Here is a 26,164-nt window from a genome sequence, read left to right as displayed (position 1 = left end):
CGGAATTACCGCCCGCAGTATGGGCGGGTTCATCGCCAATGCGGTAGCTGCGGTCCTGGCGGGTGTGCTGATGTATCTCAGCTTCCCGCCCCTACCGTTTTGGTACGCAGCCCCTGTTGGAGTAGCAGTGCTGGTCGGTGTACTCACCAACTGGACACGCGAACCCATCAGGGCCAGCACCGGCTTAGGTTACGGATTTCTTGCTGGGGTAGGGCTTTTCGTGCCCTTGCTGCCGTGGATAGGGATGTACGTCGGCCCTCTGCCCTGGTTGGCACTCGCATTGGTGTGTGCCGGGTATGTGGCACTGTTCGGTCTCGGCACTGTGTGGTTATGGAAGCTCCCACGACTGCTCGCTGTAGTTGCCATCCCGGCCTGGTGGGTGGCCACAGAGTGGATCCGGTCGTCCTTCCCATTCGGCGGGTTCCCATGGGGCAGGCTTGCGTTCGGGCAACCCGACGGTGCCTTACTGCCGATCGCTGCGCTCATCGGGGCGCCAGGGCTGAGCTTCATGGTGGCACTCACCGGAGTCGGACTTCTCATCGCTGTATCGAGCATTGTGCGGCGCAACCCGCAGTGGATCGGTGTAGGTGCGGCCGCTGCAATCGCGCCCTTCGTATTGGCACTCGCATTCCAGCCCTCAGTCGCCAACGCCAACAACTCCACCAACACTCTTAATGTTGCTGCGGTGCAGGGCAATGTTCCTCGATTGGGGCTGGACTTTAATGCCCAGCGCCGTGCAGTCCTCGACAACCACGTCAACCGAACTCTTGAGCTCGCAGCAGCGGTGCGCAGCGGCGAAGCCACACAGCCAGATGTGGTGATCTGGCCGGAGAACTCCTCCGACGTCGACCCCTTCCGCAGTTCAGAAGCGACGGAGCGAATCAACGCGGCAGCGGCAGCCATCAACGCACCCATCATCGTCGGCGCCGTCATTTACAACGGTGACGGCACATTCTCCAACAGTGCCATCGTGTGGGAGCCCTTCACCGGACCAAGCGATCGGCATGACAAAGCCATCATCCAACCCTTCGGTGAATACATGCCGATGCGGGACTTCTTCCGACTCTTCTCAGATTTCGTCGACATGGCCGGAAACTTCGTGCCCGGCGACAGCAACTGGGTTGTCAACGCGGCCGGAATACCTGTGGGAATCGCCACATGCTTCGAAGTTGCGTTCGACCGGGCGCTGACCACCGCTGTCCGCGACGGCGCCCAATACCTCGCGGTGCCCACCAACAACGCCACCTTCACCACCGCCGACTCCACCGACATGACATTCCAACAACTAGCGATGTCGCAGGTCCGTGCCGCAGAACACGGCCGCGCAGTAGTCGTGGCCGCCACCAGCGGGGTTAGTGCCGTGGTTCGGCCCGACGGCACCATCGAGCAGCAAAGCGGAATCTTCGTACCCGAGGTGCTAACAACCGAAGTGCCCTTGCACACAGACCTCACATTGGCGACACGTTTGGGGCCATGGCCGGAGCGAGTGCTCGTTGTGTTCGCCCTCGCAGCCCTCGCGGCTGTGTATGTGCGGAGGCAACCAAATTAGGAATTGTCAGCTCGTAGGAGAACAATTTGTACCGGCTTCCCTGCATTCACTTCGGTGAGGGGATAGATTCACCTGTAACGAAAGTGCAGTAAACATCGCGGCAGGAAACATTGCAGCAGGAAGGACCACAATGACGGCGGGCACACCAGGGGACGACCCCGATCTGCGGCCAAGCGCACGGACGTTGGTAATCATCCCGACGTACAACGAACGAGACAACCTCGGGATCATCGTCGAACGACTCCATGCAGCTCTGCCGAATGTCCATGTCCTCGTGGTTGACGACGGAAGTCCCGACGGCACAGGTCAACTCGCCGATGAACTCGCCGACGCGGACCCTAACGGCCGCATTCACGTCATGCACCGCACCGCCAAAAACGGCCTCGGCGCTGCCTACATCGCAGGATTCGGCTGGGGCCTTGACCGCGACTACAGCGTCCTGGTGGAAATGGATGCCGACGGCAGCCACGCACCAGAGCAACTCCACCGACTGCTCGACCAAATCGACGCAGGATACGACCTGGTCCTCGGGTCGCGGTATGTGGCCGGCGGCTCTGTGGTCAACTGGCCAAAACGCCGCGAATGGCTGTCCCGCGGAGGCAACGTCTACGCGCGCCTCGCGCTCGGTGTGCCACTGCGCGACATTACAGGCGGCTACCGCGCCTATCGTCGAACCGTGCTCGAAAAACTTGACCTCGATGCGGTGGAATCACACGGGTACTGCTTCCAGGTCGACCTGGCGTGGCGAACGATCCGTTCGGGATTCAATGTTCGCGAAGTCCCCATTACCTTCACGGAACGCGAGCGCGGCGAATCCAAGATGAGCGGAAACATTGTGCGTGAAGCACTCTGGAAAGTCACCCAGTGGGGTTGGCATCAGCGCATCGACAAACTGCGTCGCAAGAAAGCGTAACGACCGCAAAAACAAAGTGAGCCCTCCCGGATTTGGTTCTCGGGAGGGCTCGCTGCTATCTGACCTAGGTAGTGATACCGCGGCGACGCTTCTTCAGCAACTCAAGGCGCTCCTGGAGCAACTCCTCAAGCTCTTCCTCACTGCGCCGTTCAAGCAACATGTCCCAGTGAGTGCGCGGCGGCTTCACCTTCTTCGCCTCCGGCGCGCCGCCCTCCATAAGTTCGCCCTCTTCACCGTTGCGGCACATCCACGTACCGGGGATCTCCGCTTCATCGGCGAAAGGAATGTCGAACTCTTCACCACTTGGGGTGCGGTAGCGGGCGTAGCGGCGAGGGGCAAGGTCGTGATCCCGGTCCGTTTCGTAACTGACCGCACCAAGGCGGCTTCCTCGAAGAACCCGATCTGCCATCGCATTACCCTCTCTCTATCGGAGTCGAATCGCCAACATCAGCAATCCGTTCCCCTCCACGCACTATCGGTGCGCTGGACCGTACACAGCGTTAAACGCGCCCGCACACGAAAAAGTTCCCACATGAGGCGGCTGACATATCCTACTCCGTTCACGCGACCGTGTCCGCCCGGTAGGTGAAAACGTCGCAGTTGGCGGCTACGCTTAGCGACCGTGGCACGAGTAGCGCGGCGCCCGCACCCTTGCGCATGGTGTGGCAGAGAAGTTCCTGATTCGGGCGTGGGCCGTCGACGGCAGTACTGTCGGCAGTCCTGCCGTCAGCGCGCCTACGAGCACCGGACCAGTGTGCGAGGCACCTCCATTCCGGAGGATTCGGTGGTGCTGTCAGCGGACGAAGCGTCCGCACTGGTTGATCGAGCGTTCGCTGTGCGCTGTGCTGCCGAGGACGTCGCCACAGCGCTTCAAGAGGGCGCGCCGCAGCGCGAGTTAACTGAACTGGTTGTGGTGCTTACTGAGCTAGCGCGGGACGCCGAACGTCTTCGCTAACAACTTTCTTGTCGGCGACTACGCTGACGCCGCTAATAATGACGTCACGAACGTCGCCGGGATGTGTGGAGTACACCAGTTGCGACCAGATATCGCCGACGCCTGAATGATGCGGGCCGCTGAGGTCAACAATCTGCAGCGTAGCGGGCATACCCGGTGCGAGAACACCACCGCCGGGAATGCCCAATGCTTCAGCACCGTGACGTGTGGCCATTGCGAGCACAGCTCGTGACCCGATGCTTGCTGGATCGTGGTCGCGCCACTTGTGGAGCACCGCAGCGAGCCGCATTGTTGTCCACATATCGAGGGTATTGCTGCTCACAGCTCCGTCCGTACCGAGACAGACTCGGACGCCCGCGTCGAGAAGTGCGCGCACTGGGGCGATGCCGGACGCTAGTTTCAGGTTCGACCAGGGGCAGTGTGCGACGCTCGCTCCCGCCTCGGCGATGAGGGAAATGTCGTTGTCGGTGAGATGAACTGCGTGGGCGATGACGGTTCGCGACGAAAGCAGCCCAGTGCGGTGCAGGACCTCAATGGGGGTGGTGCCGTGTTGTGCGCGCACGGTGGCTAGTTCGCCTTCGTTTTCAGCCGCATGCACGTGGATTCGGGCGCCAAGCTCCTGAGCGCTGGCCGCAATCCGAGAAAGCTGATCTTCGGTGAGGGCGTACACGCTATGTGGCATAAGCCAAGGCACACGGCGGTCGGCTGCGTTCAGGCTATCCAGTTTTGTTTCGACGCTGGTGTGTTCGGGCGTGGGGAAGTTGGCGAACGCTTCGCCCGCGTGGACACGCAACCCGGCATCCCGCCCGGCCGAGACTGCCTCGTGCGGGAACCAGTACATGTCGAGCGCATCAGTGGTGCCAGCAAGTAGCGACTCATAACAGGCATTAAGGGCACCGGTGTATACCCGTTGCGGAGACAGTGTTTCTGATTCTTCGGCGACCACGCGGCGGAGGAAGTCTTGGAGGTGCACATCATCGGCGATGCCGCGAAACAACGTCATCGCCAGATGCGTGTGTGCGTTAACAAAGCCAGGAAGGATCGCGCACCCATGCGCATCCACTGTCCGGCACCCAGTCTCGTGGGCTTTGATGGTGTGACTGGGGCCGATGTCGACGATGACGCCGTTTCGGATATGAATAGCGGCGTCGTCCCAGACCGTTGCAGCGTCATCCATCGTCAGGATTGTGCCGCCGCGGATGATCATTTCGCCTGACAATTCGGGTGCGTTCACGGCTTTCAGTGTGCCAGGTATCAGCTGCCAACTTGTCCACTCTGGCCCGATTCACACACCGTGTTCACCGGGCCACAGCACGGTGCCACCTAGGCCGTGACAGCCTCAGCAATACGGTCGAGTGTGCGGGTGATGTTGCGTTTCGTCATCGCGGGAAGTTTCCCGCGCTTGAGGAAAAACCGTTGTTTGTCCTCGGACAAGTCCCAGGTCTCGCGGACCAGTGTGCCGCCGTCGACCGGTTCGAGTTCGTAGCGCCAAATACGACCACCGATGAGTCCCGCTAACCCGGTCGTTTGCCAGGCGATCCGGCGGTTTGATTCAAATTCGATGACAGTGTTGACGGTGCTGTAGGGGATTCCCATCTTCATGGACATCCCAAATTTCGAACCCAACGTCAGCGGCTCTGAATTGCCTTTGGAACCCACAACAGTGCCGGAACCGTCGAACTGGCTGTGTTGCTGAGCATCTGAGAGCAAAGCGAAGATGTCCTCAGGTGCAGCAGGGATCACTTTTTCTACGCTGACGGTGTCGCCATCCATAATGTTGCCTTCCATCGGTGTGCCGGTGGTTGCCGGTTACCTACACGATAGGGGGAACGGGGCAGTGCAGCACGGCGCAGACGGTGCGCAGTAGTTCGTTCTCCTCGATTGACATGACGTTGTCGTGCATGACGACGGTGACGAGCGCTTCGACGAGTTGCTGCTTTTCTTTGCCTTCGAGACCGTCGATGGAGGGCCATACGGATTCGAGTTCCAGTATCCCTTGCTGGGGAAGCGCGAAGGGGATGCGGGACTGCGGAAGCACCACGTTCATACCTGCTTGGTACGCCGACTCCGCTTCGCCTTGCTGGGGGTGGCCCACTTTGGCGAGGACCGCAAGCAAGGTCGCTATTTCCTTGGCGCTGCCCCGAAGGTGGTGGCGTTTCCCGCTCCATTTGGGGCGGTGGTGAATCGACTCGTGAAGCCCGGTGAAGATGAGGGTGCCTAGGCAGTACTCGAACACACTGACGTTGCCGTCAGCGGCGATGAGTTCGCTGAGTGTCGCCATGATTGATTCAAGTTCCTGCTTGCTGCGTCGACGCAATGCAGGGAACCCGATTTCGACCAACGGCAGGCGTAGGCGTGGGTCGAGGTTTGTGTATTCGCCAGCGAAAAACCAGGCTGCATCAGCGGTGGTTTTGCCCCAGGTCCGTAAGACGATGCCGTGCTGTGCCACTCGGATGTTTTCGTCGGCGGAGAAAAGAAGCCCGAACACGAGGGGGACGACGTGCTCGTGGTGGTGTGCGCGGTCGGCTAGGGACTCGGGGATGCTGCGTCGAACCTGTTCACCGTATTCGTAGGATGCCGCGCCTGGGTCGCCGATGCCAGCGACGATTTCCTTAGCATTGCGGGGCCCGGGTGATGGGGCCATAGGTTGGGGTTTCGGCGCTTGACGGGGGGTCCCTGTCGGCGTTTCTTGCGTTGGGCGGGGCGGGAGGTCGTTGGGTGCAGCGAGTCCCATCTGTTGGTCTTCGCGTAGGCCAGACGGTGGTGCGGATTTCCAGCGTCGTTGGAGTTCCTGCAGTTCGCGCTCATCAAATTCAGGTTCAAGGAGCTTGATGCGTTTCACCAACGGTGGGTGAGTGGCGTACATCGATGAGAATCGCATTCCTTCACCGAACAGCATGTGGCTGACGTCTTCGGTGCGTGCATTTTTCATCTTTGATCCCGCGTCGAGACCACCGATCTTTTTCAGTGCCCCGGCTAGGCCTGCTGTTTGGCGGGTGAACTGAACTGCGGAGGCGTCAGCGAGGAGTTCTCGTTGGCGGGATACGGCGGCTTTGATGAGGCGACCGAAAAACACCCCGATGAATCCAGCGCTGATGGCGATGAGGCCAATGATGAAAATGGGGGCACCATTATTGTTTTTGCTGCTTCGTCCACCGCCGCTGTAGAGAAGTACGCGGCCAATGACGGCGAGTGCGGTGAGTCCTGCGATGACGCCGATGAGGCGAATATTCAGTCGCATATCGCCGTTGACGACGTGCGCAAATTCGTGAGCTATGACGCCTTGCAGCTCGTCACGGTTGAGGCGTTCCAGCGCACCTTCAGTGACGGCGATGGCGGCGTCAGCGGTGGTGTACCCAGCGGCGAATGCGTTGATGCCCTGTTCACCGGGAAGAATGAAAAGTTCCGGCACAGGCGTGGATGAGGCAATGGCGATTTCTTCGACGACGTTGCGGTAGCGGCGCATTCGCGGGTCAGTGGTGTCCTCGGGCACCGGAATCGCGCCGAGGCTGCGGGCCACCTGGCTACCGCCACCGTTGCGCAGCATCATCGTCTTGAAGAACGAGACCCCGCCGATGAAAACTAACGTGATCGCTGTGGCGGCGATCGCAAAAGTGGCGATATCTGCGGGCTCGGCACCACCGGAGAGGGAGAGGAACACAACGAGGAGGTTCGCAAGCACCACGATGCTAAGCACGGCCAGAATGAACAGCACAACAAGCCGTCTCGACGACTTCTTGACTTCGATCTGCCGTTCAAAGAAATTCATCTGGTGCCCCCGGGGTGTGACTGTATTCGTGCGGTAAGAACGCTCGCGGCCATGCAGCGAAGCGAAAAACTAGTGGTGTGCTAGTTCCCGCTTGGCCGCACAGCTGCTGTGAAACGTCAGAACGAAATTTTTGGCACTTCGCGCTTTTCTGGACCCTCAGCTTCGAGAAGCGCTGCTGGCTTGAAGTTGAACATTCCCGCGATGATGTTCGACGGGAAGACTTCGCGCTTGATGTTGTAGCTCATCACGGCATCATTGAATGCCTGACGTGCGTAGGCGACACGGTTTTCCGTCGAGGTTAGTTCCTCGGACAGTTGCATCATGTTCTGGTTCGCCTTGAGGTCGGGGTATGCCTCCGACAGCGCAAACATGCGGCCCAATGACTGGGTCAACATGTTTTCCGCGCCCGACAGTTGCCCCATCGCGGCGGGGTCGCCTGGGTTCTGGCGTGCAGAGTTCTGCGCATTAACAGCGGAGTTCCTGGCCTGAATGACGGCTTCCAGAGTTTCGCGTTCGTGCTTGATGTAACCCTTGGCGGTTTCGACAAGGTTTGGGATGAGATCGTGGCGACGCGTGAGCTGCACATCAATTTGTGCAAACGCGTTTTGGTAACCGTTGCGTCGTGTAACCAGTCCGTTGTAGATGCCAATGACGGCGACAACGGAGATGACGACGGCGAGCAGTAGCAGTATCAGCACTACCCAAGCTGCACCGGGCACGTGAACCCCCTCATTTGTTTACGGTTGTGTTGGTGTAAACGATACCTGGCACGTTCGATCTAGCGGGGGTGACGAAAAACTCCCGTTATCGGACCAATGCCCTAGTTATGTAACGCACTGGTTAAACCGGCCAGCGTTTCACCAGTACATGCACGGCGAACGCAGATACCTGGTGCTCGGTGCTGCTAACGTCACAGTCGTCGCCAGCCACGTCACACCACCACGGTGTCGACCACCCAGGAGATGTCATGCGCTTGTCGCCACATGAACAAGAACGACTCATGATCAGCTACGCAGCTGAGGTGGCGCGCCGTCGGCAAAAACGCGGCCTCACGCTCAACTATCCCGAAGCGATCGCGATCATCACCGACCATGTGCTCGAAGGAGCTAGGGACGGTCGGTCGGTCGCCGAATTGATGACGAGCGGCAGGGAGGTGCTCACCCGTGAGCAGGTGATGGAAGGCGTGCCCGAGATGATTCACGACGTACAGGTCGAAGCAACATTTCCCGACGGCACCAAACTCGTCACCGTGCACACCCCGATCAGTTGAGGAGGCGAAGTTTATGATTCCGGGCGAAATTATTACCGTCGACGGCGACATCGCGATCAACGTCAACGCGAAGCGCATCGAACTTGACGTCGTCAATGATGGGGATCGGCCGATTCAGGTGGGCAGCCATTTTCACTTTGCCCAAGCGAACGATTCGTTGCGGTTTGATCGGGAGGCCGCACACGGTTTTCGCCTCGATATCCCCGCCGGGACCGCAGTTCGTTTTGAACCCGGGCTGACCCACACCGTGTCTCTTGTCGCACTCGGTGGCACGCGGGAAGTGTACGGATTGAGCCTGAACCCTCCAGGAAAGCTGGATCACTGATGACATATGTGAGTCGCGCACGCTACGCCGAACTTTTTGGTCCCACCACAGGCGACCGTATCCGCCTTGCCGATACCGACCTGTTTATCGAAATCACCGAAGACCGCAGCGGCGGACCGGGTAAAGCCGGTGACGAAGCGGTGTTCGGAGGCGGGAAAGTGATCCGTGAGTCGATGGGGCAGGGGCGCGCACTGCGCGTCGATGGCGGGCCGGACACCGTCATCACCGGTGCCACCATCGTCGACTACTGGGGCATCATCAAAGCTGATGTCGGTATCCGCGACGGTCGCATCTGCGGAATCGGTAAGGCCGGCAACCCGGACACCATGGATGGTGTTGACCCGAGTCTGGTCATCGGTCCATCCACAGAAATCATCGCTGGTAACGGAAAGATCCTCACGGCCGGTGGCATCGACTGCCACGTGCATTTCATTTGCCCGCAGTTGCTAGACGAAGGCATTGGTTCGGGAATCACCACCATGATCGGTGGCGGAACTGGACCTGCTGAGGGATCTAAGGCAACAACGGTCACCCCTGGTGGGTGGCACCTTGCGCGTATGCTCGAAGCATTGGACTCCTGGCCAATGAATATTGCCCTTCTGGGCAAGGGCAATACGGTCAACGAAGCGGCGATCTGGGAGCAGATCCGCGCAGGTGCCTCCGGCATGAAGTTGCATGAAGACTGGGGCTCCACCCCCGCAGCAATTGATGTGTGCTTGAAGGTGGCAGACGAGGCCGGGATCCAGGTGGCGCTGCACTCGGACACGCTGAACGAAGCAGGTTACGTCGAATCGACCTTGAAGGCCATTAAGGGACGCAGCATCCACGCCTACCACACCGAAGGTGCTGGTGGGGGCCATGCTCCCGACATCATCACCGTGGCGTCGTACGCCAATGTATTGCCGAGCTCAACGAACCCCACCCGGCCATACACCGTGAACACTGTCGACGAGCACCTCGACATGCTGATGGTGTGCCACCACCTCAGCCCGTCGATCCCTGAAGACCTCGCGTTTGCTGAAAGTCGCATCCGCCCATCGACAATCGCTGCTGAGGACCTGCTCCACGACATCGGTGCCATTTCCATGATTGGAAGTGACTCCCAAGCGATGGGTCGCGTTGGGGAAGTCATCTCGCGTACGTGGCAGTCCGCGCACATGATGAAAAAGCGGCGCGGGTACCTCTCAGGAGACAACGGTGCCGACAACAACAGGGTGCGCCGGTACATCTCCAAATACACGATCTGCCCAGCCGTAGCGCATGGACTCGATGGTGAAGTGGGCTCGATTGAGATCGGCAAGCTCGCAGACCTAGTGCTGTGGAACCCGGCGTTCTTCGGAATCCGGCCCGATCTGGTCATTAAGGGTGGGGCTATCGCGTGGGCCGCGATGGGCGATGCGAACGCCTCAATCCCGACGCCGCAACCGTATCTGCCGCGCCCCATGTTTGGCGCATACCCCGAGGTGGCGGCCGGTACAGCGGTGCACTTTGTGTCGTCCGCAGCATTGGATAGCAACTTGTCGAGCCGCATAGCCTGCAACAGGCGTCTGGTACCGACGGCGAGCCCACGCAACATTGGCAAAGCCGACATGCCGTTAAACGATGCGCAACCACACATCGAGGTTGACCCGGATACGTTTGCGGTGCGCATCGACGGTGAGGTGTGGGAGTCGGAGCCCGCGGACGTCCTGCCACTCGCGCAGCGCTACCACCTGTTCTGAGATGCTGACTGATCTTCTGGCGCTAGCGGATTCGCGACTACCCATAGGCGGACACGTCCATTCCGGCGGAATGGAAGAGGCTGTCACCAGCGGAGTGGTCCACGACGTCGCCACAGTCGAGGCGTTTCTCGAGCGGCGGATCCGCACAACTGGCCTCGTCACGGGGTCGATTGCGGCTGCGGTATGCAACGGGCTCGATCCCGTCGTTGCGGATGGTGAAACTGATGCCCGCACTCCGTCGCCTGCGGCGCGCGACGCATCACGCATCCAGGGTCGAGGATTTGTGCGCCTCGCGAAGTCGGTGTGGCCCGACTACGAATGGTCGGTGTTAGGTCGCAAACCGCATCTGCCAGTCGTAACAGGTGTAGCAGGTTCGCTGTGTGCGCTAACGCCAAGAGATACCGCGCTCGCAGTCATCTATACCGTCATGACAGGTTCGGCCACAGCAGCGCAGCGCCTTCTGGCGCTGGACCCCGCCCATGTTGCGGTGTGCACGTTTCGGCTCTCCACAGTCTGTGACGACACGGCGTCGCTTGCGGCAACGAAGCTACATTCGTTGTCAGACCCACTGTTTGATGTGCTTGCCGAGCGGCACATGGTGCGCGAGATGCCGCTCTTTGTGTCGTAGCTATCGATCACACTTTGAACCCTCGACCTGAAAGGACACGGCACTATGCCTCCCCATTTGATGGGTGGAGAACCCCACTCACATTCTCACGACCGCCCGAAGCGCGAACGCACCCGTGACGAGCCAGTGCGCATCGGTATCGGAGGACCCGTCGGTTCCGGTAAAACAGCCCTCGTGGCGGCGTTGTGCCGTGAGTTGCGCGATGAAATGTCTCTCGCGGTGCTCACCAACGACATCTACACCACTGAGGATGCGGATTTCCTCCGCCGTAATGCGGTTCTGCCGGACGAACGAATCACCGCAGTGAAAACGGGTGGCTGCCCCCACACCGCGATCCGCGATGACATCACCGCAAACCTCGACGCCATTGACGATCTTATTGACGCCAATCCACCGTTAGATCTCATCCTGGTGGAGTCGGGCGGCGACAACCTCACCGCGACATTTTCGATGGGGCTGATCGACGTGCAGATCTTCGTCGTTGATGTTGCTGGCGGCGACAAGGTGCCGCGCAAAGGCGGACCGGGCGTCACCTTCTCCGATCTACTCGTGATCAACAAGACGGACCTTGCCCCCATGGTCGGGGCAGACCTTGGGGTGATGGATCGTGACGCCAGCAGCGTGCGCGAAGGTAGGCCCTTCGTGTTCAGTTCGTTGACCGAAGATCCTGCGGCGACTCCAGTGTTGGAGTGGGTGCGCGAGCAAGTGTCGAAACTTCGTGGGGCGCATGCGCACTGACGTCACCATCGAAGCGTCGGTCGGGCGTAGCCCACGAATTCGCGCCTCTGGCGGGTTAGCTGTTCGGCAGACAGGGCCACACACGGTTTACCTCGTGGGCACGGCAATCACACCTTTGGGCGGGGACCACATCTCGGTGACGGTCCGTGTTGCTGACGGTGCGCAGTTGTGTGTGCGCACCGTCGCAGCGTCGGTTGCGCTCCCGGGGCGTTCCACCCAACGATCCACGGCGGCATGGGATTTCACCGTCGGCGCGGGCGGTGTGCTGGACTTTTCACCCGAGCCGCTCATTATCGCTGGAACAGCCGAACACGAGGTGACAACGTCCGTCATCTGCGCCCCAGATGCGTCAGTGAGTCTGCGCGAGCAAGTGCAGATTGGCCGCTCCGGTGAGGTAGGTCTTGGGGTGTGGCGGGGCGAAACCGAAGCCCGGCTTGACAGTGGTGTTCCGCTATTGGTGCACGCATTGCACCTCGGTAGTGACGACGCGTTGGGGTCAGCCGGTGCCCTCGAGAGCGTGTTCCGATTCACCGACGCCACCCGTTCGAATGAGTTATCGAAAATCGGGATAGAGGGCGATCCGCGCGACGCCCGAGTGCGCTTGCCCCTACCGCACGGCGCCGAGCTGGAAACGTGGATGGGTTCGCAACTGCCGACAATCAGAACCCATTAGTCCCGCAAGTGCGGTGCTAGTATCGGAATCATGCCGCAGTTTAGGATTAGTCAGGTTGCTGAGTTGCTCGACGTGAGCGACGATACAGTCCGCCGACTGATCACCGCAGGCAAGCTCCCAGCCGCGATGGATAACTCCGGTCGCCACATCGTCGACGGGGTAGAAGTCGCGAGGTATGCGCGCTCGCTCACGCACGACAACCAGGACGGCGATCGCGTCTCCGCCCGTAACCGGCTTCCCGGAATTGTCACCGACGTCAAGATTGAGGGCCTGGTGGCGCAGGTTGAGATCGCTGTCGGCAGATTTCGACTCGTGTCACTAATGACTCGAGACGCTGCGGAAGAAATGCAACTCGCGCCAGGTGTCGCCGCAACTGCCGTAATTAAAGCCACCACCGCGATTGTGGAGCGAACTCCGTGACCCGCGTCGCCACCCGACTCGCCGTCCTGCTGACGATTTTCGCGATCATAGGCACGGCGTGCGGAACGTCACCCGGCACGGAAACGATCCGGATAGCCGCCGCCTCCGACCTCCGCTTTGCCCTCGACAACATCATCGACGAATACACCAACGACAACCCCGATGTAGACATCACCGTGTCCTACGGATCGTCCGGAATGTTCGTGCAGCAACTACTCAACGGCGCCCCATTTGATATTTACCTGTCCGCAGACCGCACGTACGTTGACGATGTCGTCGACGGTGGTCTCGCAAGCGCATCCGACACGTTTGCTTACGCAGGGGGACGACTCGCGGTGTGGACCCGCAACGACAGTGGGATAGACGTCAGCGACGGCCTCACCATGCTCCTTAACGAGAATGTTCGCCGCATCGCCATCGCCAACCCCGCCCACGCACCCTACGGCCGAGCCGCGCAAGAAGCACTGGACGCTGCGGGGGTAGCCGATGCGGTTCGAAGCAAAATCGTCACCGGCGAAAACATCGGGCAGGCAGCCGAATTCGTCGCATCCGGCAACGCTGACGTCGGAATCATCGCCTTGTCCCTGGCTGTTTCCCCCCAACTGTCAGAGGTTGGTGTCTACGTAGAGATCGATGCTGGACTATTTTCACCACTCCACCAGGCCGGGGTGGTTCTGTCGTCCGCAGGCCGCATATGACTTCGCCGCCCACCTCGCAAGCGACGAGGTGGAACAGTTCCTCGTCAGCTACGGCTTCCACCCTAAAGACCGCTAATGGACTGGGAAGCAATCGCGCTTTCGGTGCGACTAGCAGTCTTGACGACCATCATTCTCCTGGTCATAGCTGTCCCGCTCGCAGCGTGGCTAGCATTCTCACGGCAACGGTGGACGGTCATTGTCGAAGCCATCGTTGCACTACCGCTGGTGCTCCCACCGACAGTTCTGGGCTACTACCTGCTAGTCAGTTTGGGAAACCAATCACCAATCGGTCGGTGGTGGGTTGAGATGACCGGAACCCCGCTGGTGTTTACCTTCAACGCCCTGCTCATCGCCTCGGTGCTCCACAGTCTGCCGTTTGCAGTGCAGCCCCTCCTTGCCTCATTCTCGGCGCTCGACAAACGCATGATCGAAGCGTCCACAGTGCTCGGGCGCCGGGCCGGAACCACCCTCTGGCGCGTCGTAGTTCCACTGTCGCGCACCGGCTTCGCCACCGCAGCGGTACTCACCTTCGCGCACACGATCGGCGAGTTCGGTGTCGTGCTCATGGTCGGCGGGAACATCCCAGGCCAAACACGAACCGTCGCGATCTCAATCTATGACGACGTCCAAGCATTCGACTACGCATCTGCCGGGCGCACCAGTGCGGCACTGCTCGCATTCTCGCTCGTCGTTCTGGTCACCACATATGCACTCAATCGTCGCGGGGGGCCAGCATGGCCACGCTAATCGACGCGCACATCCGCCGACACGTTGTGGATGCACGGATCAGCCTGCACCTCACCCCCGAGAAGCCCATCGCAGTTTTGTTCGGGCCGTCAGGTGCCGGAAAAACCACAGTGCTGCGGTGCCTCGCTGGGCTAGACCGCCCGGATCGAGACAGCGACATCACATTCAATGGCGAACCGTGGTTTGACCGTCGAGCTCTCGTGAGTGTGCGGCGGAGAAACATCGGATTCCTGTTCCAAGACCATGCATTGTTTCCGCACATGACCGTCGAAGACAACGTCGGCTACGGGCTACCCCGCTGGAATCGCAGTGACCGCGCCCGACGCGTCGCCGAAGTGCTCACGCTCGTACGCGCAGAGCATTTGCTGAAACAACGCGCGAAATCGCTCTCTGGCGGGGAAGCCCAACGCGTCGCACTAGCCCGGGCGCTCGCCCCGTCACCACAACTGTTGCTGCTCGACGAGCCCCTATCCGCATTGGATTCTCCCACCCGCGCCGCACTGCGCCACGAACTGAGAGCCATCATCGCCGAGGTAGGAACCCCAACCCTGCTGGTAACCCATGACCGCACAGAAGCGCTCGCGCTGGGGGACCACATTGTCGTGATGAACAATGGCACCGTCATCCAAGAAGGCACCGTCAGCGAGGTCTTTCATGCACCAAAATCCCGCGCCGTCGCGTCTGTAGTAGGGACAGAAAACGTACTGGCAGCTCGTGTGACTGAAGTGAGCGACGGCGTTGTCACAGTGGACGCAGGGGGAATGACACTCGCGGCGATTCACTACGGTCGCCTCGATATCGGCGCCCAGGTGTACGCGTGCATTCGGGCGGAGGAAGTCTCGATCCTCGCCGCTCAGCACACGTTGGCGTCAGCGAGCCCCCGCAACCAGGTCACCGCAGTCGTGACTTCCCTCGTTCCGGAAGGCCCCCTGGTGCGCGCAACCCTCGCCGCGTCCGTCCCCGCCCCGCCGGTAATGACGCTGACAGCACTTATCACCAAACACGCAATTAGCGAGATGAACCTAATGGCGGGAAGCACAGTAACAGCGGCTGTAAAGGCACCCGGCGTGCACCTCATTACCATTTAAATCGTGTGTTAGCGCTCATTGTTTAAATCGGGCGAACTTGGTTATTTTACTGAATGGAGCGCTTGCGTTACCCTACCGGTGACTCAACTCTTCGCTGAGAACAGATAACAATATTGTTCGAAACTAGGAGGTGTTGTCATGACGGCAGCTCATACAACCATTGCAGATCCTTATCCCTCGCGGCTTTCCGCGCCAGCCGATAACTTCCCCCGCACACACCCCGCAGTATGGGGCAAGGAGAAGTCGGGACCCTTCACTCCCATCGCGGTGCAGAGGTACGGGAACAACGGATTTCACATCGAAGAAGGCATGCTCACACCAGCGCAGGTACAACAGTGTTGGTCAGAAGTTGAACGACTTCAAAACAATATCGAACTTGACAAAATGGGCGCTATTGTGCGGGAATGCCACTCGGGCAGTGTGCGTTCGATGTTCGCGGTGCACGAAGTCAGCCCACTTATTGATCAACTCATCCGCACACCACGCATCCTCAATCGGGCGCGCCAAATCCTCGGTTCCGAGGTGTACATCCACCAGAGTCGCATCAACTGCATGCCCGGATTCTCCGGCAGTGGATTTTACTGGCACTCAGACTTCGAGACCTGGCACAGCGAAGACGGCATGCCACTTCCGCGCGCGCTGAGCATGTCCATCGCTTTAACCGATAACTACCCATTTAATGGTGGGTTGATGCTCATGCCAGGATCGCATAAAACGTACATTCCATGCGTTGGAGAAACGCCAAAAGACAATTATAAAAAATCACTGCAACGCCAACAAATTGGTGTACCCGACGAGGAAACAATCACCAAACTCGCATACGAATTCGGTGTGGAGCAATTCACCGGACCAGCTGGGAGCGCATTATTCTTCGACTCCAACACCATGCACGGTTCAGCCAACAACATCACACCATTCCCGCGAGCAAACATCTTCGTAGTGTTCAACAGTGTGGAGAACGCACTGCGCGAACCGTACGCGGGTACGGCGCCTCGTCCGCAGTACCTCGGCAATCGCGACGCCACACCGCTGACGCCGGTGCATGACTCGCCATTCGACTGAGCGAAGCGCCTCGCATGCCGGTTGTGTGCACAAACTAGCGGTTCTGCGGCCGGAATCCTGCAAGTTTGTGCACACGACGCGCAGCGGACTAGGGCACCAGACGCGAGCGAATCCCCAAGCGCGATTTCCGCACCGACCGCGAAGCCATGATGCACCGACAGTTCACTCAGCGGCCTATTGCGGTTGACTTTCCGCCGGTACGATTAACTGAGCTCGCTTCGCCCGAAGTGACATCGGAGCACTTAAACAGGAGGTTACGCCGTTAAAGGGTACGACCGGATCAATGTCGCGGTGGGAGGCCTGCTTCTTCTCGTTGCTGGGATACCGATCGGCAGTATGTGGGTCAGTGCGGTCGCGGCGGGTTTCACTACGACAACCGTTGGTTTGACACTTTGTGTCGCAGCAGTAGTTGGCGTGGCCGTATGGGGCACTCGAAACCGAAGTCGGTCGTGTTCAGTATTCATTCTCGTTATATATTTTGCGGTTGCAGTGCCGTTCTTCGCGGCTGAGCTTTTAGCGGGATCAACAACACGAGGGGTGATCGGGTTTGTCACACTCCCTCTGATTGCGGTGATCTTTTTTGATAAGCGGTTTAGGGACTGGATTGATGCGCGAACACACGCTGCGGACAATGCGTCACAAGGAAGTTAGTCGACCACCTGATCACGCAGGCAATGTTCTACTGAATTCATGATCAGGCTTGGTTGCCCCCGTGATGTTGCGGCGCTTCGGTGGGAGTGGGCCAAGGAGTGGCATGGGGTTCTCGGGTCGAAACCTGACGAAGCCTTTGTTGACGCCGTCGATCGATGGATGTCAGGTCCGCGGACTGTGTGGACTGCTTACCATGCGGGGGATGCTGTAGGCATGGTTTGCTTGACCCACTTCGAACGGATGCCCAGCCCCGCAGTGTTGGCGAGTGGCAGTTGGGGATACCTGGGCCAACTTTACGTTCGGGCGACGGCACGCGGTATGGGTCTTGGTTCGGCTCTTGTTGGTCAAGTTCTTGCCGAAGCTGAGAAGCGCGCGTATTCGAAAGTTGTGTTGTCACCTAGCGAGGAGTCGGTGCCGCTGTATCTCCGATGCGGTTTCACTGATGACCACGGGATGCTTATCTGGAGGCGTAGCCAGACTTAATCGCCACTGCGGGCGACCTACACCCGCCACTGCGCGTATGCCACTCGTGTGCACAAACTTGCAGATTTGGGGCCGCAGAACCGCTAGTTTGTGCACACGACGCGCGGCAGCAGCAGCACCTTCACCCACCCACCGTCAGCGGTCGCGCAGCCCGTCGGAGATCAGCACCCGTTGCAGCACTGCGAACACAGCGAGGATAAGCAGTGCCGCGAAAGCAGCGAGTACACCGCCGCCGACGACGAGGGTGAAGTCGCGCCGTGCGAGGCCGTCGACGATCAACCGCCCCACCCCGCCGAAGCTCACTGCGGCTGCGATGGTGGCGGTCGCGACAATCTGCACAGCCGCGGTTCGCATCCCCACCAGAATTAGCGGCATCGCTACGGGTAGTTCGGCTTTGACGAGCACCTGTAGGCCTGACATGCCCATTCCTCGTGCGGCGTCGGGTAGGGCTCGGTCGATGCTGCGAATGCCTTCGTAGGTGTTGAGCAGGATGGGGGGAATCGCGAGTGCGACGAGAGGGATCAGAACCGGGACCAATCCCATGCCCATGGTCACGACGAGCAGAACCAGCACGCCGTACGTCGGGAGTGCGCGAGCTGCATTGGCCAACGTGGACAGCAGAAAGCCGCCTCGTCCGGTGTGTCCGGTCCAGAGGCCGAGCGGAAACGCGATCGCGATTGCAACGATCAACGCGAGGATTGTGTAGGTGAAGTGTTCGAACATCCGGTTGGGGATGCCGTTGGTGCCGGTCCAGCTGTCGGGGTTGGCGAAGAAGTCGGTGAGGTAGAACCACAGTGTTGTCATCAGCGACCCGTGCTTCGCAAGTTTTTCAGCGCGGTGACTGGGCGGCGCCGCTTCATTGCGGTGCCGGTTCGTGTCCATGGTGTGGCTGCTCGCTGAATCAGCATGAGGATGAAGTCGACGACGAGGGCCATGGCGATGGTGACGATGATTCCGGTGACGGCGAGTTCGTAGCGGTCGAGTTGTGCTGCGGCGGTGAACAGTGAGCCGAAGGCGCCCATGCCGATTAGCGCCCCGACGCTGACCATGCTGATGTTGGCGACGGTAGCTACTCGCAGCCCGGCCATGACGGCTGGAAAGGCTAGCGGGAACTCAATTGTGGCTAGTTGGCGGGCGCGGGACATTCCCATCGCTGTGGCCGCCTGTCGAACCTCTTGCGGCACCGACCGTAGTCCGTCGACGACGTTGGGGATCAGGCCGGAGAGTGTGTAGAGGGCCAATGGGATGATCACCGTGGTTTGACTGATGCCGGTGAACGCGATGAGGAGTACGAAGAACGCCAAGGAGGGTATTGCGTACAGCACGCTTGCGGTTGCGAGGACTGGCGGGTACCAGCGGGGCCATCGCACGCACATCAATCCCACTGGCACCGAGATCAGCAGCCCCAGCAGCGAGGCAGTTAGTGCCATGGTGAGGTGTTCCGCCAAAAGGTCCCCGAATGTGCCGAGGTACGACGGGATATTGATGCCGGGAATGTTCATGGGGCAGTGGCAGTTCCTGGTCGTACACTTCGCGCATGTCCGTGGGACAGCCTGATGTGTGCGGCGAGGCTTTCCTGGCTCACCACACCGAGTACGCGACCGTCACCATCGACGGCTACGGCGTATCCGGCAGGGGAGAGCACGGCCGAATCGAGCGCGGCGCGGAGGGAATCCGAACCTGGCGTGAAGGTGTGCCCGAAACTGATTAGTCCCTGTGTTTCGGATGCACGTTCGCCAGTGGCAACGGGGCCGTTCAGCCAGCCTAGGGGGCGCCGGTTTTCGTCGGTGATCAAGATCCAGTCGTCATCCGGTGGTACCGAGTCGCCATCCGCAGCCACATTGTCTGTGCGTAGGGGCACCCCGTTACTGGGGAAAAACGACAACAATCGGACGCCGCGATCTAGGCCTAGGAAGTCTGCAACAAAGTCATCGGCGGGGTTGGTGAGTAGTTCGTCGGGTGTGGAGTATTGGGCGAGCGTCCCTCCTGGGCGCATCACGGCCACACGGTCACCGAGGGTGATGGCTTCGTCGATGTCGTGGGTTACGAGAACTACGGTTTTGTGCAGTTCTCCTTGGAGTCGGAGTAATTCTGTTTGGAGGTCTTTGCGCACCACCGGATCGACGGCGGAGAACGGTTCGTCCATCAGGAGCACTGGGGGGTCGGCGGCGAGTGCGCGCGCCACTCCGACGCGTTGCTGTTGCCCACCGGACAGTTGCGAGGGGTAGCGGTTGCCGTGCTCGGCGGTGAGCCCGACACGTTCGAGGAGTTCGTATGCGCGGGTTCGTGCTTGCTTTCGCGAGACGCCTAGCAATCGCGGCACTGTCGCGACATTATCGACGACTCTGCGGTGCGGAAACAGTCCTGCGTGCTGAATGACGTAGCCGATGCCTCGGCGTAATTGGTTGGCGTCACGTGTCATGACGTCGACGCCGCCTAACGTGATGGTGCCGGCGGTTGGGTCGATCATGCGGTTGATCATTCGCAGCGATGTTGTTTTGCCGCACCCCGAAGGCCCCACAAACACTGTGAGGGTTCCTTCGGGGACGGTCAGCGAAAGGTGGTCAACGGCTACGGTCCCGTCGGGGTAGCGCTTGACGACATCGTCGAAAACGATCACCCAATAAGTCCTTCGTTGCTGAGCCATTCTTGCGCCACGTCGTCGACGTCGCGACGATCGGTGACGACTGCGCTCAGTAGATCGGTGAGCACGGTCGTGGTTAGACGTGCGGAAACGTCGTTGACGATGCTTTCGGCGTTCGCATCGAATGCGCCTTCGGCAACGAGTGGGGTGATGTTTTGGGACCCGAACACTGCATCGGTGTCGTCGAGGGACACAAATGGTCGTGTCGCGAGCGACGGGTCGGTGGAGTAGATGTTCGCTACGTCGATGTCGCCGCGTTCGAGGGCACTGATGGTGAGCGGGCCTGAGTTGTCGGTGGTGACGAACTCCCCAAACTCCACCCCGTACACCTGGCGTAGACCGATGATTCCTTGTTGCCGCACTTCAAATTCCGAGGCCGCGCCGATGGTCAATTCGCCAGCAACGGGGGCTAGGTCCGCAATTGTTTCCAGTGAGAACCGTTCCGCGGTGTCTTCGGTGACGACGAGGGAGTCCTTGTTCTCGGCGGGCGCAGAATCCAAGATGGTCAACCCGCCCGGCAGTAGCGCCCGCAACTCGTCGTTAATCTCGTCGGTTGTGCGCGCCTCTGAGGAGTCGTCGATGAACGCCAGCAGGGCGCCGTTGTACTCGGGGAGAAGACTGATCGATCCTCGTTCAATTTCGCCGAAGTAGATTTCGCGGCTGCCGATGTTGTACTGCCGTTGGACGGCGATGTCGCCCGCCTCTAGTGCTTGCGCGTAAATTTCCGCGAGCAGCACGTTCTCCGGGAAGTTCGCTGACCCCACCACCACAGAGTCTGTGGCTCCATCACCAGCTAGTGGGTCACTTGGGTCGCTTGCGCAACCCGCTGCGAGCACGGTGCCCATCAGGAGCGCCCCTGCTACTTGAAATCCACGTGCCCGGTTGCGGTATCGAAGCACAGCTACTCCTTAAGAGAGTGGAACTTGATGTTGTTCACTACTGTGACGCAAACAGACGCGCTCTGGGTGGTACTTCTGAGAAATTATCCGCCGAAACCGCTTGCGCGGAGGGTTCGTTCGGGTGCTGACGTGAAGAGCGCTTCGACAAAACGTTGGACGTCGGAGAGTGATGCTTCGAGAACTCCGTTGTGGTCCACACCGTCGTAGGTACGCAGGGCGATGAAGGAACCGCTCACTGCGATTCTGTCGGCGAGCGCGATGGGGCGGTTCGGTGGGAGAGAATCGTCGAGTCCTTGCGCGATGAGCAAGGGAGTGTTGTACCCCTGCTCAGGCAAGGCCATGTAATCAAACGCAGCATCAACAAAACCTGGCATATCCCTCATGGGTTGGCTGAACAGGGTGTCGAGGCGAAGACCCGACGCTTCTGCAGCAAGTTCGCTGGAGCAGAGGTCGAGGGAACTGTTGAGCAACGACCTGCCCCGCGCGGTGAGGTAGCCATCAATGTCGAGGTCGGGGTAGGTGTCGCGCATGCCTGCGAGGATGTACATCAGATAGCCTGTGTCATTTCCGGCGATGGCTTGTGGCAGTGGGGCCGCAAGATCAAGGAAGTCTTCGACGTGGGTCGCGGGGGCGAGGGCGACGGCACCCCGGAAGTCAGAGCGTTGATCGCTTCCAGCGACACGTGGTTCATGGTGGGCTGCCGACAGTGCAGCGGCGCCTCCTTGGGAATGCCCGATGGCGACCCAACTGCGTGACAGTCGTAGGTTCAGCCCGTGGGCGCTGCGCACCGAATCGATGACACTGTTGGCCGCTGCTTCAGCATGTAGGTACGGGTGGATTCCAGGCGTGCTGAGCCCCACGTAGTCGGTGGCAACCACCGCAAATCCTTGACGCAGCCAATAGCCGGGATAGTTCGCTGTGACCGAGCGGGTCGCGTTTGCTGGTTGTGTCGAGGGTGCGCACGTGTCACCAATACCCGTGGTGCCATGGCCCCACGCAATGACGGGCCACCCGCCGGGCGGTGGGGTGCCGGGTGGGACGTGCACGCTCGCCGTGCTGAGCGCTGCTTCGCCGCGGTGGTCGGTGGTGGAGTAGGCAATGCGGTAGCCGTAGCCGGAATCAGCAATTTTCACAGCGGGATCAAGTTGGGATGAGTCCACCAGGGTGCCCGGTGCGGGCACAGCGTTTGAGTAATCGCGGACATCGAGTTCAGACCAATAGGGTCCTGTTTGGTGCAGAAGTGGGTTTGCTGCTGCACCAGAGGCGCCGACGGTGAGGCCGACCGTGGTGGCAACTAGGGTTGCGACTGTAGCGCGCATGTAAACGCGCAGGGGGTAGCGATGTGCTCGCTGTCGCAACTGTGTCTCGATCATGACACCACGCTAGGTGAAAAGTTCGAGGGTTCCCAGTGGCACTACGGGCGGTTATTGAGCTGTTGCACGAAAGTGTCTATGCAACAACAGGTTTCCGTGCAATTCGTGCAAATTTTCACCGCTACATTCTATGCGCCAATTGCGGGGCCTATCACTCTCCACGAGTCACGCATCTGCTGCTCGAAAAGCCCCCACGTGTGCGCACCTGTTTCCTGGGTAGCAAATGTTGCCGGAACTCCGCGCTGGCGCATGCTGTTGGCGAACGCTTGTGTGCAGCTCAAGGTGATTGCTTCAATAACTCCGGCGCCGAGAGCGTGGCGAATGGCAGCAGAACCTGTCACGTTGTCAGCGGGACCTGGTATGCCACTTGCGGCGGCTAGATACACGGCGGTGCCGCGTAGCCGGTCGATGTTCAGTGACGGGTCATGAGCTGTCCAGCCTGGGGCGCCGGGAGGCCCGAATGCGTTGAACACGTTTCCTCCGCCGAACGCGACAACTGCGGTGTAGAGGGCCACGCTTTCTGGTGAGCTCACGCGCGGGCAACCGCTGTAGGAGGCGACGGCCTGGAATCGGTGTGGCGCTTGAATACCAAGGTCGAGCGCGGAAGCACCGCTCAGGGACAGGCCTCCGACGGCATTGCGCCCCGTGGAAGGAAATGCGCTGTCAATCGCGCGGGGTAGCTCTTCAGCCATGTATGTCTTCCACTTGTTGCGCCCCAGTATCGGATCGTCATGTTGCCAGTCGGTGTAGAGGCTGTACCGGCCCCCAATGGGGCTAACCACCTTGACGTGCTTGTTGGCGAAAAATTCATTCAAGCGTGTGCTGCGGAACCAGCTGTGGTGTTCCTGGCCACCGTCAACTCCAGGAAGCAAATACAAGGTGGGACTTGCTGCGCCCCTGTTTGCGGGAAACAGCACTTCATTGGCAATGACCTTGTTCATCGAAGGCGAGTACACGTGAACAATCGCGAAGCGTGCGTTAACCCAGTCGATGCGGTCAACGCGCGGTGCTGCCGATGCGGGGCTCGCGACAAGCAGGGGCATGATGAGTGCGGCAATTGCCACGAATATTCCACTCAGCATCCTGCGCGAACGCTTCTGCTCTAAACGCTGCACTCGTCAAAACCTTCCCTTGGCCCTCGCGTCTCGCCGCAACGTGCGGACACATCAAGGTTGATTTCACCATGTAATCGGGTTGAAATTTGACTGTTTCGCAACGTTTGGTACGAAACCGCAGAAGCGCTATTTCTTAACAGGACGTAGGAATAGTGCAGATATTGCACCGAGTAGAACAACAAAAGCGGGTAGAAAAAGTGACTGGCCCATCGCCGCGCTCACGACATCTGGACTAGCACCATCGATGCTTAATGCCCGAACCCGCTGTTCCATTACGGCGGCAATGGCAGCAGTTCCTAGCACTGCCCCTGTTTGCCGTGTTGTGTTGTAAACACCTGCACCAGCCCCTGCAACGTCGGCGGTCAGATTTCTTGTCGCGGTTGTGGATAGAGAGGACCAGATCCCAGCGTTTGCGACTCCAATAAGTATTAGCGGCGCGACAAGTTGCCAGAGGGGCGTGTCGGCCCTGGCTACGAGGCCGAACCACACCGTCGCCACGCTCAGCAACGCTAGTGACGGCACAACCATGTACCGCACATCAATCTGGTCAATGATCCGCCCGACAAATGGCGACAGAACACCGGAGAATACAGCGACCGGGGCAACAAGGAGTCCTGCAGCGATCGGAGTGAGACCGCGCCCGTCCTGCGCGTAAATCATGATGGGCAGGAACATGCACGTCATCGCAAGCCCCATCGTGGAAATCGCAAAGGCGGCGATGCTGAAGTTTCGCTCCTGGAACAGCCGCAGCGGCAGCAAGGCGTTGCGTCCTAGCCCTTTTTGGCGAGCCACGAACAATACGAAAATTGCTAGGCCAACAACAATAAGGACTGGCACGGTAATCGGACCAATGATGGTGCCCCAGTTGAACCGTGGCCCTTCTTGGAGGGCAAACACGATCAAGAACATCGACACGAACACCAAACCGACGCTGATGAGGTCGATCCTGCGCGCGGCGCGCGGTAGGTGCGGGACCCACCGCCATGCCATCACAAATGCCAGTACCCCTACCGGGATGTTGACGAAAAAGATCCACTTCCAGCCGAGTGTCCCCACCAAGATGCCGCCAAGGAGCGGGCCAGCGAGCGTTGCCGCTCCAGCGACTGCGCCCCACATTCCCATCGCCACTCCGCGCCGTTCTGCGGGGAAGATGCGGGTAATGATTGCCATCGTTTGCGGGTTCATCAGCGACGCACCGAGGCCTTGTGCGATGCGCGCAAGAATCAGTGCTGTGAGTGAACCTGCGAACCCACACGTCAGCGAGGCAAGGGTGAACACCACAAGCCCGAATAGGTAGACGCGCTTGGGACCAAATCTGTCGCCCAGCCGACCTGTAATCAGCAGAGGGACAGCAAACGCTAGTAGGTACGCACTGCTGACCCAGATTGTTGCGGCAATGTCGGCGTCAAATTCGGCGCGGATAGCAGGAATGGCGACACTTACTATCGTGACATCAATCAAGATCATGAAGAACCCGAGGCACAAGGCCCATAGTGCAGGCCACGGACGAACCGGGGTTATCTCGGTGGCAGATGCGGGCACCACACCATAGTGCCGGACTGGCCTACCAAATGTCGTGGCACGGTTGTGCATCAATCGATGACGGCACTACCCGCAAATCGTAGAGTCAAAGGATGACTATACGTATGCGCACACGCGCCCTAGTAGGTATTTCCGCGTCCGCGCTGCTGCTTGCGGGCTGCACAAGCGCCAACGACGCCGACGCTCCTGACCCCACAGCGGCACCAACGGAAACGGTGACGGAAACAGCAACGGAAACAACGCCGCCCGCTGATCCCAACGACCTTCCTGGCGAACCGAGCTTCTTCGGACCAGAGGAGGGCGCAGAACTGGCCATTGTCGGTGTCGACCACGAAGGCAGCGCCCCCTTGTTCGCGCGGCCCGGTGCTGACAGTCTCGCCGAAATTGACCCACTTGCCACCGGGCTCATTGCCACGGGTGTCAATCGCACACTCGACGATGGATCCACGTGGTTCGGCATCGTTGATCCGTCAGACGATAGCCGGGAAGGTTGGATCGCCGCGCAGGAGTTGGCCTACCTTGGGTCCACTGATGACGTGACGAGCGAAGTCATTGCCGATATTGGTCGGATCGAGGGTAACGACATCACCGAAATTGGTGAGTCTGTGGCCGACGTGTACACATCGGAGGAGCCACCATCGCGTGTTGTGCAGACCGCGCCAGGAACAACGGGCGATTTGCATGAGGTGACTTTTGACGTCATTGGCCTCGGCGACGACTCGGTGCTTGGCTACCGGTTGGTTGTGTTTGGAATGGAGGAAGCCGGAACACTGGCGTTGCGCACAGTTGAGCGCACGGTTCTGTGTGCGCGAGGCGTTACCAACGATGGGCTCTGTGTTTAATTGGTTGTCAGACGACCCTCTGAGGTGAAAACGGCGGTTGGTAGATTCATGATGAATTC

The 26,164-nt window shown here is 59.8% G+C and carries 28 protein-coding genes; 16 read left to right on the top strand and 12 right to left on the bottom strand.

Translation table 11 applies throughout. The features are described from left to right. The first annotated feature begins 19 nt into the window (after positions 1 to 19). Positions 20 to 1,549 (top strand): apolipoprotein N-acyltransferase, encoded by a 1,530-nt coding sequence (lnt, locus tag IEW73_RS03315; protein ID WP_188672809.1) that lies wholly within the window; start codon positions 20 to 22, stop codon positions 1,547 to 1,549. Positions 1,550 to 1,679: 130 nt separating this feature from the next. Continuing rightward, positions 1,680 to 2,462, top strand: coding sequence for a polyprenol monophosphomannose synthase (locus IEW73_RS03310; protein WP_188670654.1), 783 nt, complete (start codon positions 1,680 to 1,682; stop codon positions 2,460 to 2,462). 64 nt (positions 2,463 to 2,526) lie between these two features. Here the strand turns inward: IEW73_RS03310 and IEW73_RS03305 are convergent, their stop codons facing one another. Beyond that, entirely contained in the window at positions 2,527 to 2,871 is a 345-nt protein-coding gene (locus tag IEW73_RS03305) for an RNA polymerase-binding protein RbpA (RefSeq protein ID WP_188670652.1), read from the bottom strand. Positions 2,872 to 3,084: 213 nt separating this feature from the next. Between IEW73_RS03305 and IEW73_RS03300 the strand changes: the two genes are divergently transcribed. After that, the gene (locus tag IEW73_RS03300) at positions 3,085 to 3,417 is read left to right on the top strand and encodes a hypothetical protein (RefSeq protein ID WP_188670650.1); all 333 of its coding nucleotides are present in this window, start codon (positions 3,085 to 3,087) and stop codon (positions 3,415 to 3,417) included. Here the strand turns inward: IEW73_RS03300 and IEW73_RS03295 are convergent. The 4 genes from IEW73_RS03295 to IEW73_RS03280 all read right to left on the bottom strand — a co-directional run bounded on the left by IEW73_RS03295 (position 3,380) and on the right by IEW73_RS03280 (position 7,905). Continuing rightward, a complete protein-coding gene (locus IEW73_RS03295) occupies positions 3,380 to 4,651 on the bottom strand; it encodes an amidohydrolase family protein (RefSeq protein ID WP_188670648.1) in 1,272 nt (423 codons plus the stop codon). The two genes, IEW73_RS03300 and IEW73_RS03295, sit on opposite strands and share 38 nt — an antisense overlap. Positions 4,652 to 4,740: 89 nt before the next feature. Next, positions 4,741 to 5,190, bottom strand: coding sequence for an SRPBCC family protein (locus IEW73_RS03290; RefSeq protein ID WP_188670645.1), 450 nt, complete (start codon positions 5,188 to 5,190; stop codon positions 4,741 to 4,743). A gap of 40 nt (positions 5,191 to 5,230) precedes the next feature. Beyond that, positions 5,231 to 7,186, bottom strand: coding sequence for a M48 family metallopeptidase (locus tag IEW73_RS03285; RefSeq protein WP_188670644.1), 1,956 nt, complete (start codon positions 7,184 to 7,186; stop codon positions 5,231 to 5,233). A 116-nt stretch (positions 7,187 to 7,302) separates the two neighbouring features. Then, a complete protein-coding gene (locus IEW73_RS03280; protein WP_188670642.1) occupies positions 7,303 to 7,905 on the bottom strand; it encodes a LemA family protein in 603 nt (200 codons plus the stop codon). A 248-nt stretch (positions 7,906 to 8,153) separates the two neighbouring features. Here IEW73_RS03280 and IEW73_RS03275 point away from each other — a divergent pair, with 248 nt between their 5' ends. The 12 genes from IEW73_RS03275 (at position 8,154) to IEW73_RS03220 (ending at position 17,690) form a co-directional block, all read left to right on the top strand. Then, the gene (locus tag IEW73_RS03275; protein ID WP_188670640.1) at positions 8,154 to 8,456 is read left to right on the top strand and encodes an urease subunit gamma; all 303 of its coding nucleotides are present in this window, start codon (positions 8,154 to 8,156) and stop codon (positions 8,454 to 8,456) included. A 13-nt stretch (positions 8,457 to 8,469) separates the two neighbouring features. After that, the gene (locus tag IEW73_RS03270) at positions 8,470 to 8,781 is read left to right on the top strand and encodes an urease subunit beta (protein ID WP_188670638.1); all 312 of its coding nucleotides are present in this window, start codon (positions 8,470 to 8,472) and stop codon (positions 8,779 to 8,781) included. Beyond that, on the top strand, positions 8,781 to 10,502 hold the full coding sequence (locus IEW73_RS03265; RefSeq protein ID WP_188670635.1) for an urease subunit alpha: 1,722 nt from the start codon (positions 8,781 to 8,783) through the stop codon (positions 10,500 to 10,502). The genes IEW73_RS03270 and IEW73_RS03265 overlap by 1 nt, the downstream gene beginning before the upstream one ends. A gap of 1 nt (position 10,503) precedes the next feature. After that, positions 10,504 to 11,130, top strand: a complete 627-nt coding sequence (locus IEW73_RS03260; protein WP_188670633.1) for an urease accessory protein UreF — start codon at positions 10,504 to 10,506, stop codon at positions 11,128 to 11,130. A gap of 45 nt (positions 11,131 to 11,175) precedes the next feature. Beyond that, entirely contained in the window at positions 11,176 to 11,868 is a 693-nt protein-coding gene (ureG, locus tag IEW73_RS03255; RefSeq protein ID WP_188670631.1) for an urease accessory protein UreG, read from the top strand. Further along, entirely contained in the window at positions 11,858 to 12,541 is a 684-nt protein-coding gene (locus IEW73_RS03250) for an urease accessory protein UreD (RefSeq protein ID WP_188670629.1), read from the top strand. The genes ureG and IEW73_RS03250 overlap by 11 nt, the downstream gene beginning before the upstream one ends. A gap of 30 nt (positions 12,542 to 12,571) precedes the next feature. Then, positions 12,572 to 12,961 carry a TOBE domain-containing protein gene (locus IEW73_RS03245; RefSeq protein ID WP_188670627.1) on the top strand — a complete coding sequence of 130 codons (390 nt, stop codon included), beginning with the start codon at positions 12,572 to 12,574 and terminating at the stop codon, positions 12,959 to 12,961. Further along, a complete protein-coding gene (gene modA, locus IEW73_RS03240; protein WP_188670625.1) occupies positions 12,958 to 13,659 on the top strand; it encodes a molybdate ABC transporter substrate-binding protein in 702 nt (233 codons plus the stop codon). The genes IEW73_RS03245 and modA overlap by 4 nt, the downstream gene beginning before the upstream one ends. Before the next feature lie 75 nt (positions 13,660 to 13,734). Continuing rightward, positions 13,735 to 14,406: a molybdate ABC transporter permease subunit gene (gene modB / locus IEW73_RS03235; RefSeq protein WP_188670623.1), complete on the top strand. Its 672-nt coding sequence runs from the start codon at positions 13,735 to 13,737 to the stop codon at positions 14,404 to 14,406. Next, positions 14,394 to 15,494: an ABC transporter ATP-binding protein gene (locus IEW73_RS03230; RefSeq protein WP_188670621.1), complete on the top strand. Its 1,101-nt coding sequence runs from the start codon at positions 14,394 to 14,396 to the stop codon at positions 15,492 to 15,494. Before modB ends, IEW73_RS03230 begins: the two co-directional genes overlap by 13 nt. 138 nt (positions 15,495 to 15,632) lie before the next feature. Then, entirely contained in the window at positions 15,633 to 16,556 is a 924-nt protein-coding gene (gene thpD / locus IEW73_RS03225; protein ID WP_188670620.1) for an ectoine hydroxylase, read from the top strand. A gap of 690 nt (positions 16,557 to 17,246) precedes the next feature. Continuing rightward, positions 17,247 to 17,690, top strand: a complete 444-nt coding sequence (locus tag IEW73_RS03220; RefSeq protein WP_188670618.1) for a GNAT family N-acetyltransferase — start codon at positions 17,247 to 17,249, stop codon at positions 17,688 to 17,690. A gap of 135 nt (positions 17,691 to 17,825) precedes the next feature. On the opposite strand, the gene IEW73_RS03215 is transcribed toward IEW73_RS03220, so the two are convergent. The 7 genes from IEW73_RS03215 to IEW73_RS03185 all read right to left on the bottom strand — a co-directional run bounded on the left by IEW73_RS03215 (position 17,826) and on the right by IEW73_RS03185 (position 25,263). Next, positions 17,826 to 18,494 carry an ABC transporter permease gene (locus IEW73_RS03215; protein WP_188670616.1) on the bottom strand — a complete coding sequence of 223 codons (669 nt, stop codon included), beginning with the start codon at positions 18,492 to 18,494 and terminating at the stop codon, positions 17,826 to 17,828. Next, positions 18,494 to 19,192, bottom strand: coding sequence for an ABC transporter permease (locus tag IEW73_RS03210; RefSeq protein WP_188670614.1), 699 nt, complete (start codon positions 19,190 to 19,192; stop codon positions 18,494 to 18,496). The genes IEW73_RS03215 and IEW73_RS03210 overlap by 1 nt, the downstream gene beginning before the upstream one ends. After that, positions 19,189 to 20,310, bottom strand: coding sequence for an ABC transporter ATP-binding protein (locus IEW73_RS03205; protein WP_188670612.1), 1,122 nt, complete (start codon positions 20,308 to 20,310; stop codon positions 19,189 to 19,191). Before IEW73_RS03205 ends, IEW73_RS03210 begins: the two co-directional genes overlap by 4 nt. Then, the gene (locus IEW73_RS03200; protein ID WP_229675708.1) at positions 20,307 to 21,233 is read right to left on the bottom strand and encodes an ABC transporter substrate-binding protein; all 927 of its coding nucleotides are present in this window, start codon (positions 21,231 to 21,233) and stop codon (positions 20,307 to 20,309) included. The genes IEW73_RS03205 and IEW73_RS03200 overlap by 4 nt, the downstream gene beginning before the upstream one ends. Before the next feature lie 83 nt (positions 21,234 to 21,316). Further along, positions 21,317 to 22,606 (bottom strand): lipase family protein, encoded by a 1,290-nt coding sequence (locus IEW73_RS03195; protein ID WP_188670610.1) that lies wholly within the window; start codon positions 22,604 to 22,606, stop codon positions 21,317 to 21,319. A 128-nt stretch (positions 22,607 to 22,734) separates the two neighbouring features. After that, on the bottom strand, positions 22,735 to 23,721 hold the full coding sequence (locus IEW73_RS03190) for an alpha/beta hydrolase (protein ID WP_229675707.1): 987 nt from the start codon (positions 23,719 to 23,721) through the stop codon (positions 22,735 to 22,737). Positions 23,722 to 23,847: 126 nt separating this feature from the next. Beyond that, a complete protein-coding gene (locus IEW73_RS03185; RefSeq protein ID WP_229675705.1) occupies positions 23,848 to 25,263 on the bottom strand; it encodes a DHA2 family efflux MFS transporter permease subunit in 1,416 nt (471 codons plus the stop codon). Positions 25,264 to 25,355: 92 nt separating this feature from the next. Here IEW73_RS03185 and IEW73_RS03180 point away from each other — a divergent pair, with 92 nt between their 5' ends. Further along, entirely contained in the window at positions 25,356 to 26,105 is a 750-nt protein-coding gene (locus IEW73_RS03180) for a hypothetical protein (RefSeq protein WP_188670608.1), read from the top strand. Positions 26,106 to 26,164: the final 59 nt, after the last annotated feature.

This window comes from Hoyosella rhizosphaerae (assembly GCF_014643175.1).
Lineage (GTDB): Bacteria > Actinomycetota > Actinomycetes > Mycobacteriales > Mycobacteriaceae > Lolliginicoccus > Lolliginicoccus rhizosphaerae.
The sequence above is the reverse complement of the archived record's forward strand: the minus strand, read 5'-3'. Positions and strand labels throughout refer to the sequence as shown.

What these genes read in the sequence shown, in the direction of transcription:
- lnt (WP_188672809.1), top strand. Translation starts at nt 20, where the DNA reads ATGGGCGGGTTCATCGCCAATGCGGTAGCTGCGGTCCTGGCGGGTGTG.
- IEW73_RS03310 (WP_188670654.1), top strand. Translation starts at nt 1,680, where the DNA reads ATGACGGCGGGCACACCAGGGGACGACCCCGATCTGCGGCCAAGCGCA.
- IEW73_RS03305 (WP_188670652.1), bottom strand. Translation starts at nt 2,871, where the DNA reads ATGGCAGATCGGGTTCTTCGAGGAAGCCGCCTTGGTGCGGTCAGTTAC.
- IEW73_RS03290 (WP_188670645.1), bottom strand. Translation starts at nt 5,190, where the DNA reads ATGGATGGCGACACCGTCAGCGTAGAAAAAGTGATCCCTGCTGCACCT.
- IEW73_RS03285 (WP_188670644.1), bottom strand. Translation starts at nt 7,186, where the DNA reads ATGAATTTCTTTGAACGGCAGATCGAAGTCAAGAAGTCGTCGAGACGG.
- IEW73_RS03275 (WP_188670640.1), top strand. Translation starts at nt 8,154, where the DNA reads ATGCGCTTGTCGCCACATGAACAAGAACGACTCATGATCAGCTACGCA.
- IEW73_RS03270 (WP_188670638.1), top strand. Translation starts at nt 8,470, where the DNA reads ATGATTCCGGGCGAAATTATTACCGTCGACGGCGACATCGCGATCAAC.
- IEW73_RS03265 (WP_188670635.1), top strand. Translation starts at nt 8,781, where the DNA reads ATGACATATGTGAGTCGCGCACGCTACGCCGAACTTTTTGGTCCCACC.
- IEW73_RS03260 (WP_188670633.1), top strand. Translation starts at nt 10,504, where the DNA reads ATGCTGACTGATCTTCTGGCGCTAGCGGATTCGCGACTACCCATAGGC.
- ureG (WP_188670631.1), top strand. Translation starts at nt 11,176, where the DNA reads ATGCCTCCCCATTTGATGGGTGGAGAACCCCACTCACATTCTCACGAC.
- IEW73_RS03250 (WP_188670629.1), top strand. Translation starts at nt 11,858, where the DNA reads ATGCGCACTGACGTCACCATCGAAGCGTCGGTCGGGCGTAGCCCACGA.
- IEW73_RS03245 (WP_188670627.1), top strand. Translation starts at nt 12,572, where the DNA reads ATGCCGCAGTTTAGGATTAGTCAGGTTGCTGAGTTGCTCGACGTGAGC.
- modB (WP_188670623.1), top strand. Translation starts at nt 13,735, where the DNA reads ATGGACTGGGAAGCAATCGCGCTTTCGGTGCGACTAGCAGTCTTGACG.
- IEW73_RS03230 (WP_188670621.1), top strand. Translation starts at nt 14,394, where the DNA reads ATGGCCACGCTAATCGACGCGCACATCCGCCGACACGTTGTGGATGCA.
- thpD (WP_188670620.1), top strand. Translation starts at nt 15,633, where the DNA reads ATGACGGCAGCTCATACAACCATTGCAGATCCTTATCCCTCGCGGCTT.
- IEW73_RS03220 (WP_188670618.1), top strand. Translation starts at nt 17,247, where the DNA reads ATGATCAGGCTTGGTTGCCCCCGTGATGTTGCGGCGCTTCGGTGGGAG.
- IEW73_RS03215 (WP_188670616.1), bottom strand. Translation starts at nt 18,494, where the DNA reads ATGACAACACTGTGGTTCTACCTCACCGACTTCTTCGCCAACCCCGAC.
- IEW73_RS03210 (WP_188670614.1), bottom strand. Translation starts at nt 19,192, where the DNA reads ATGAACATTCCCGGCATCAATATCCCGTCGTACCTCGGCACATTCGGG.
- IEW73_RS03195 (WP_188670610.1), bottom strand. Translation starts at nt 22,606, where the DNA reads ATGATCGAGACACAGTTGCGACAGCGAGCACATCGCTACCCCCTGCGC.
- IEW73_RS03180 (WP_188670608.1), top strand. Translation starts at nt 25,356, where the DNA reads ATGACTATACGTATGCGCACACGCGCCCTAGTAGGTATTTCCGCGTCC.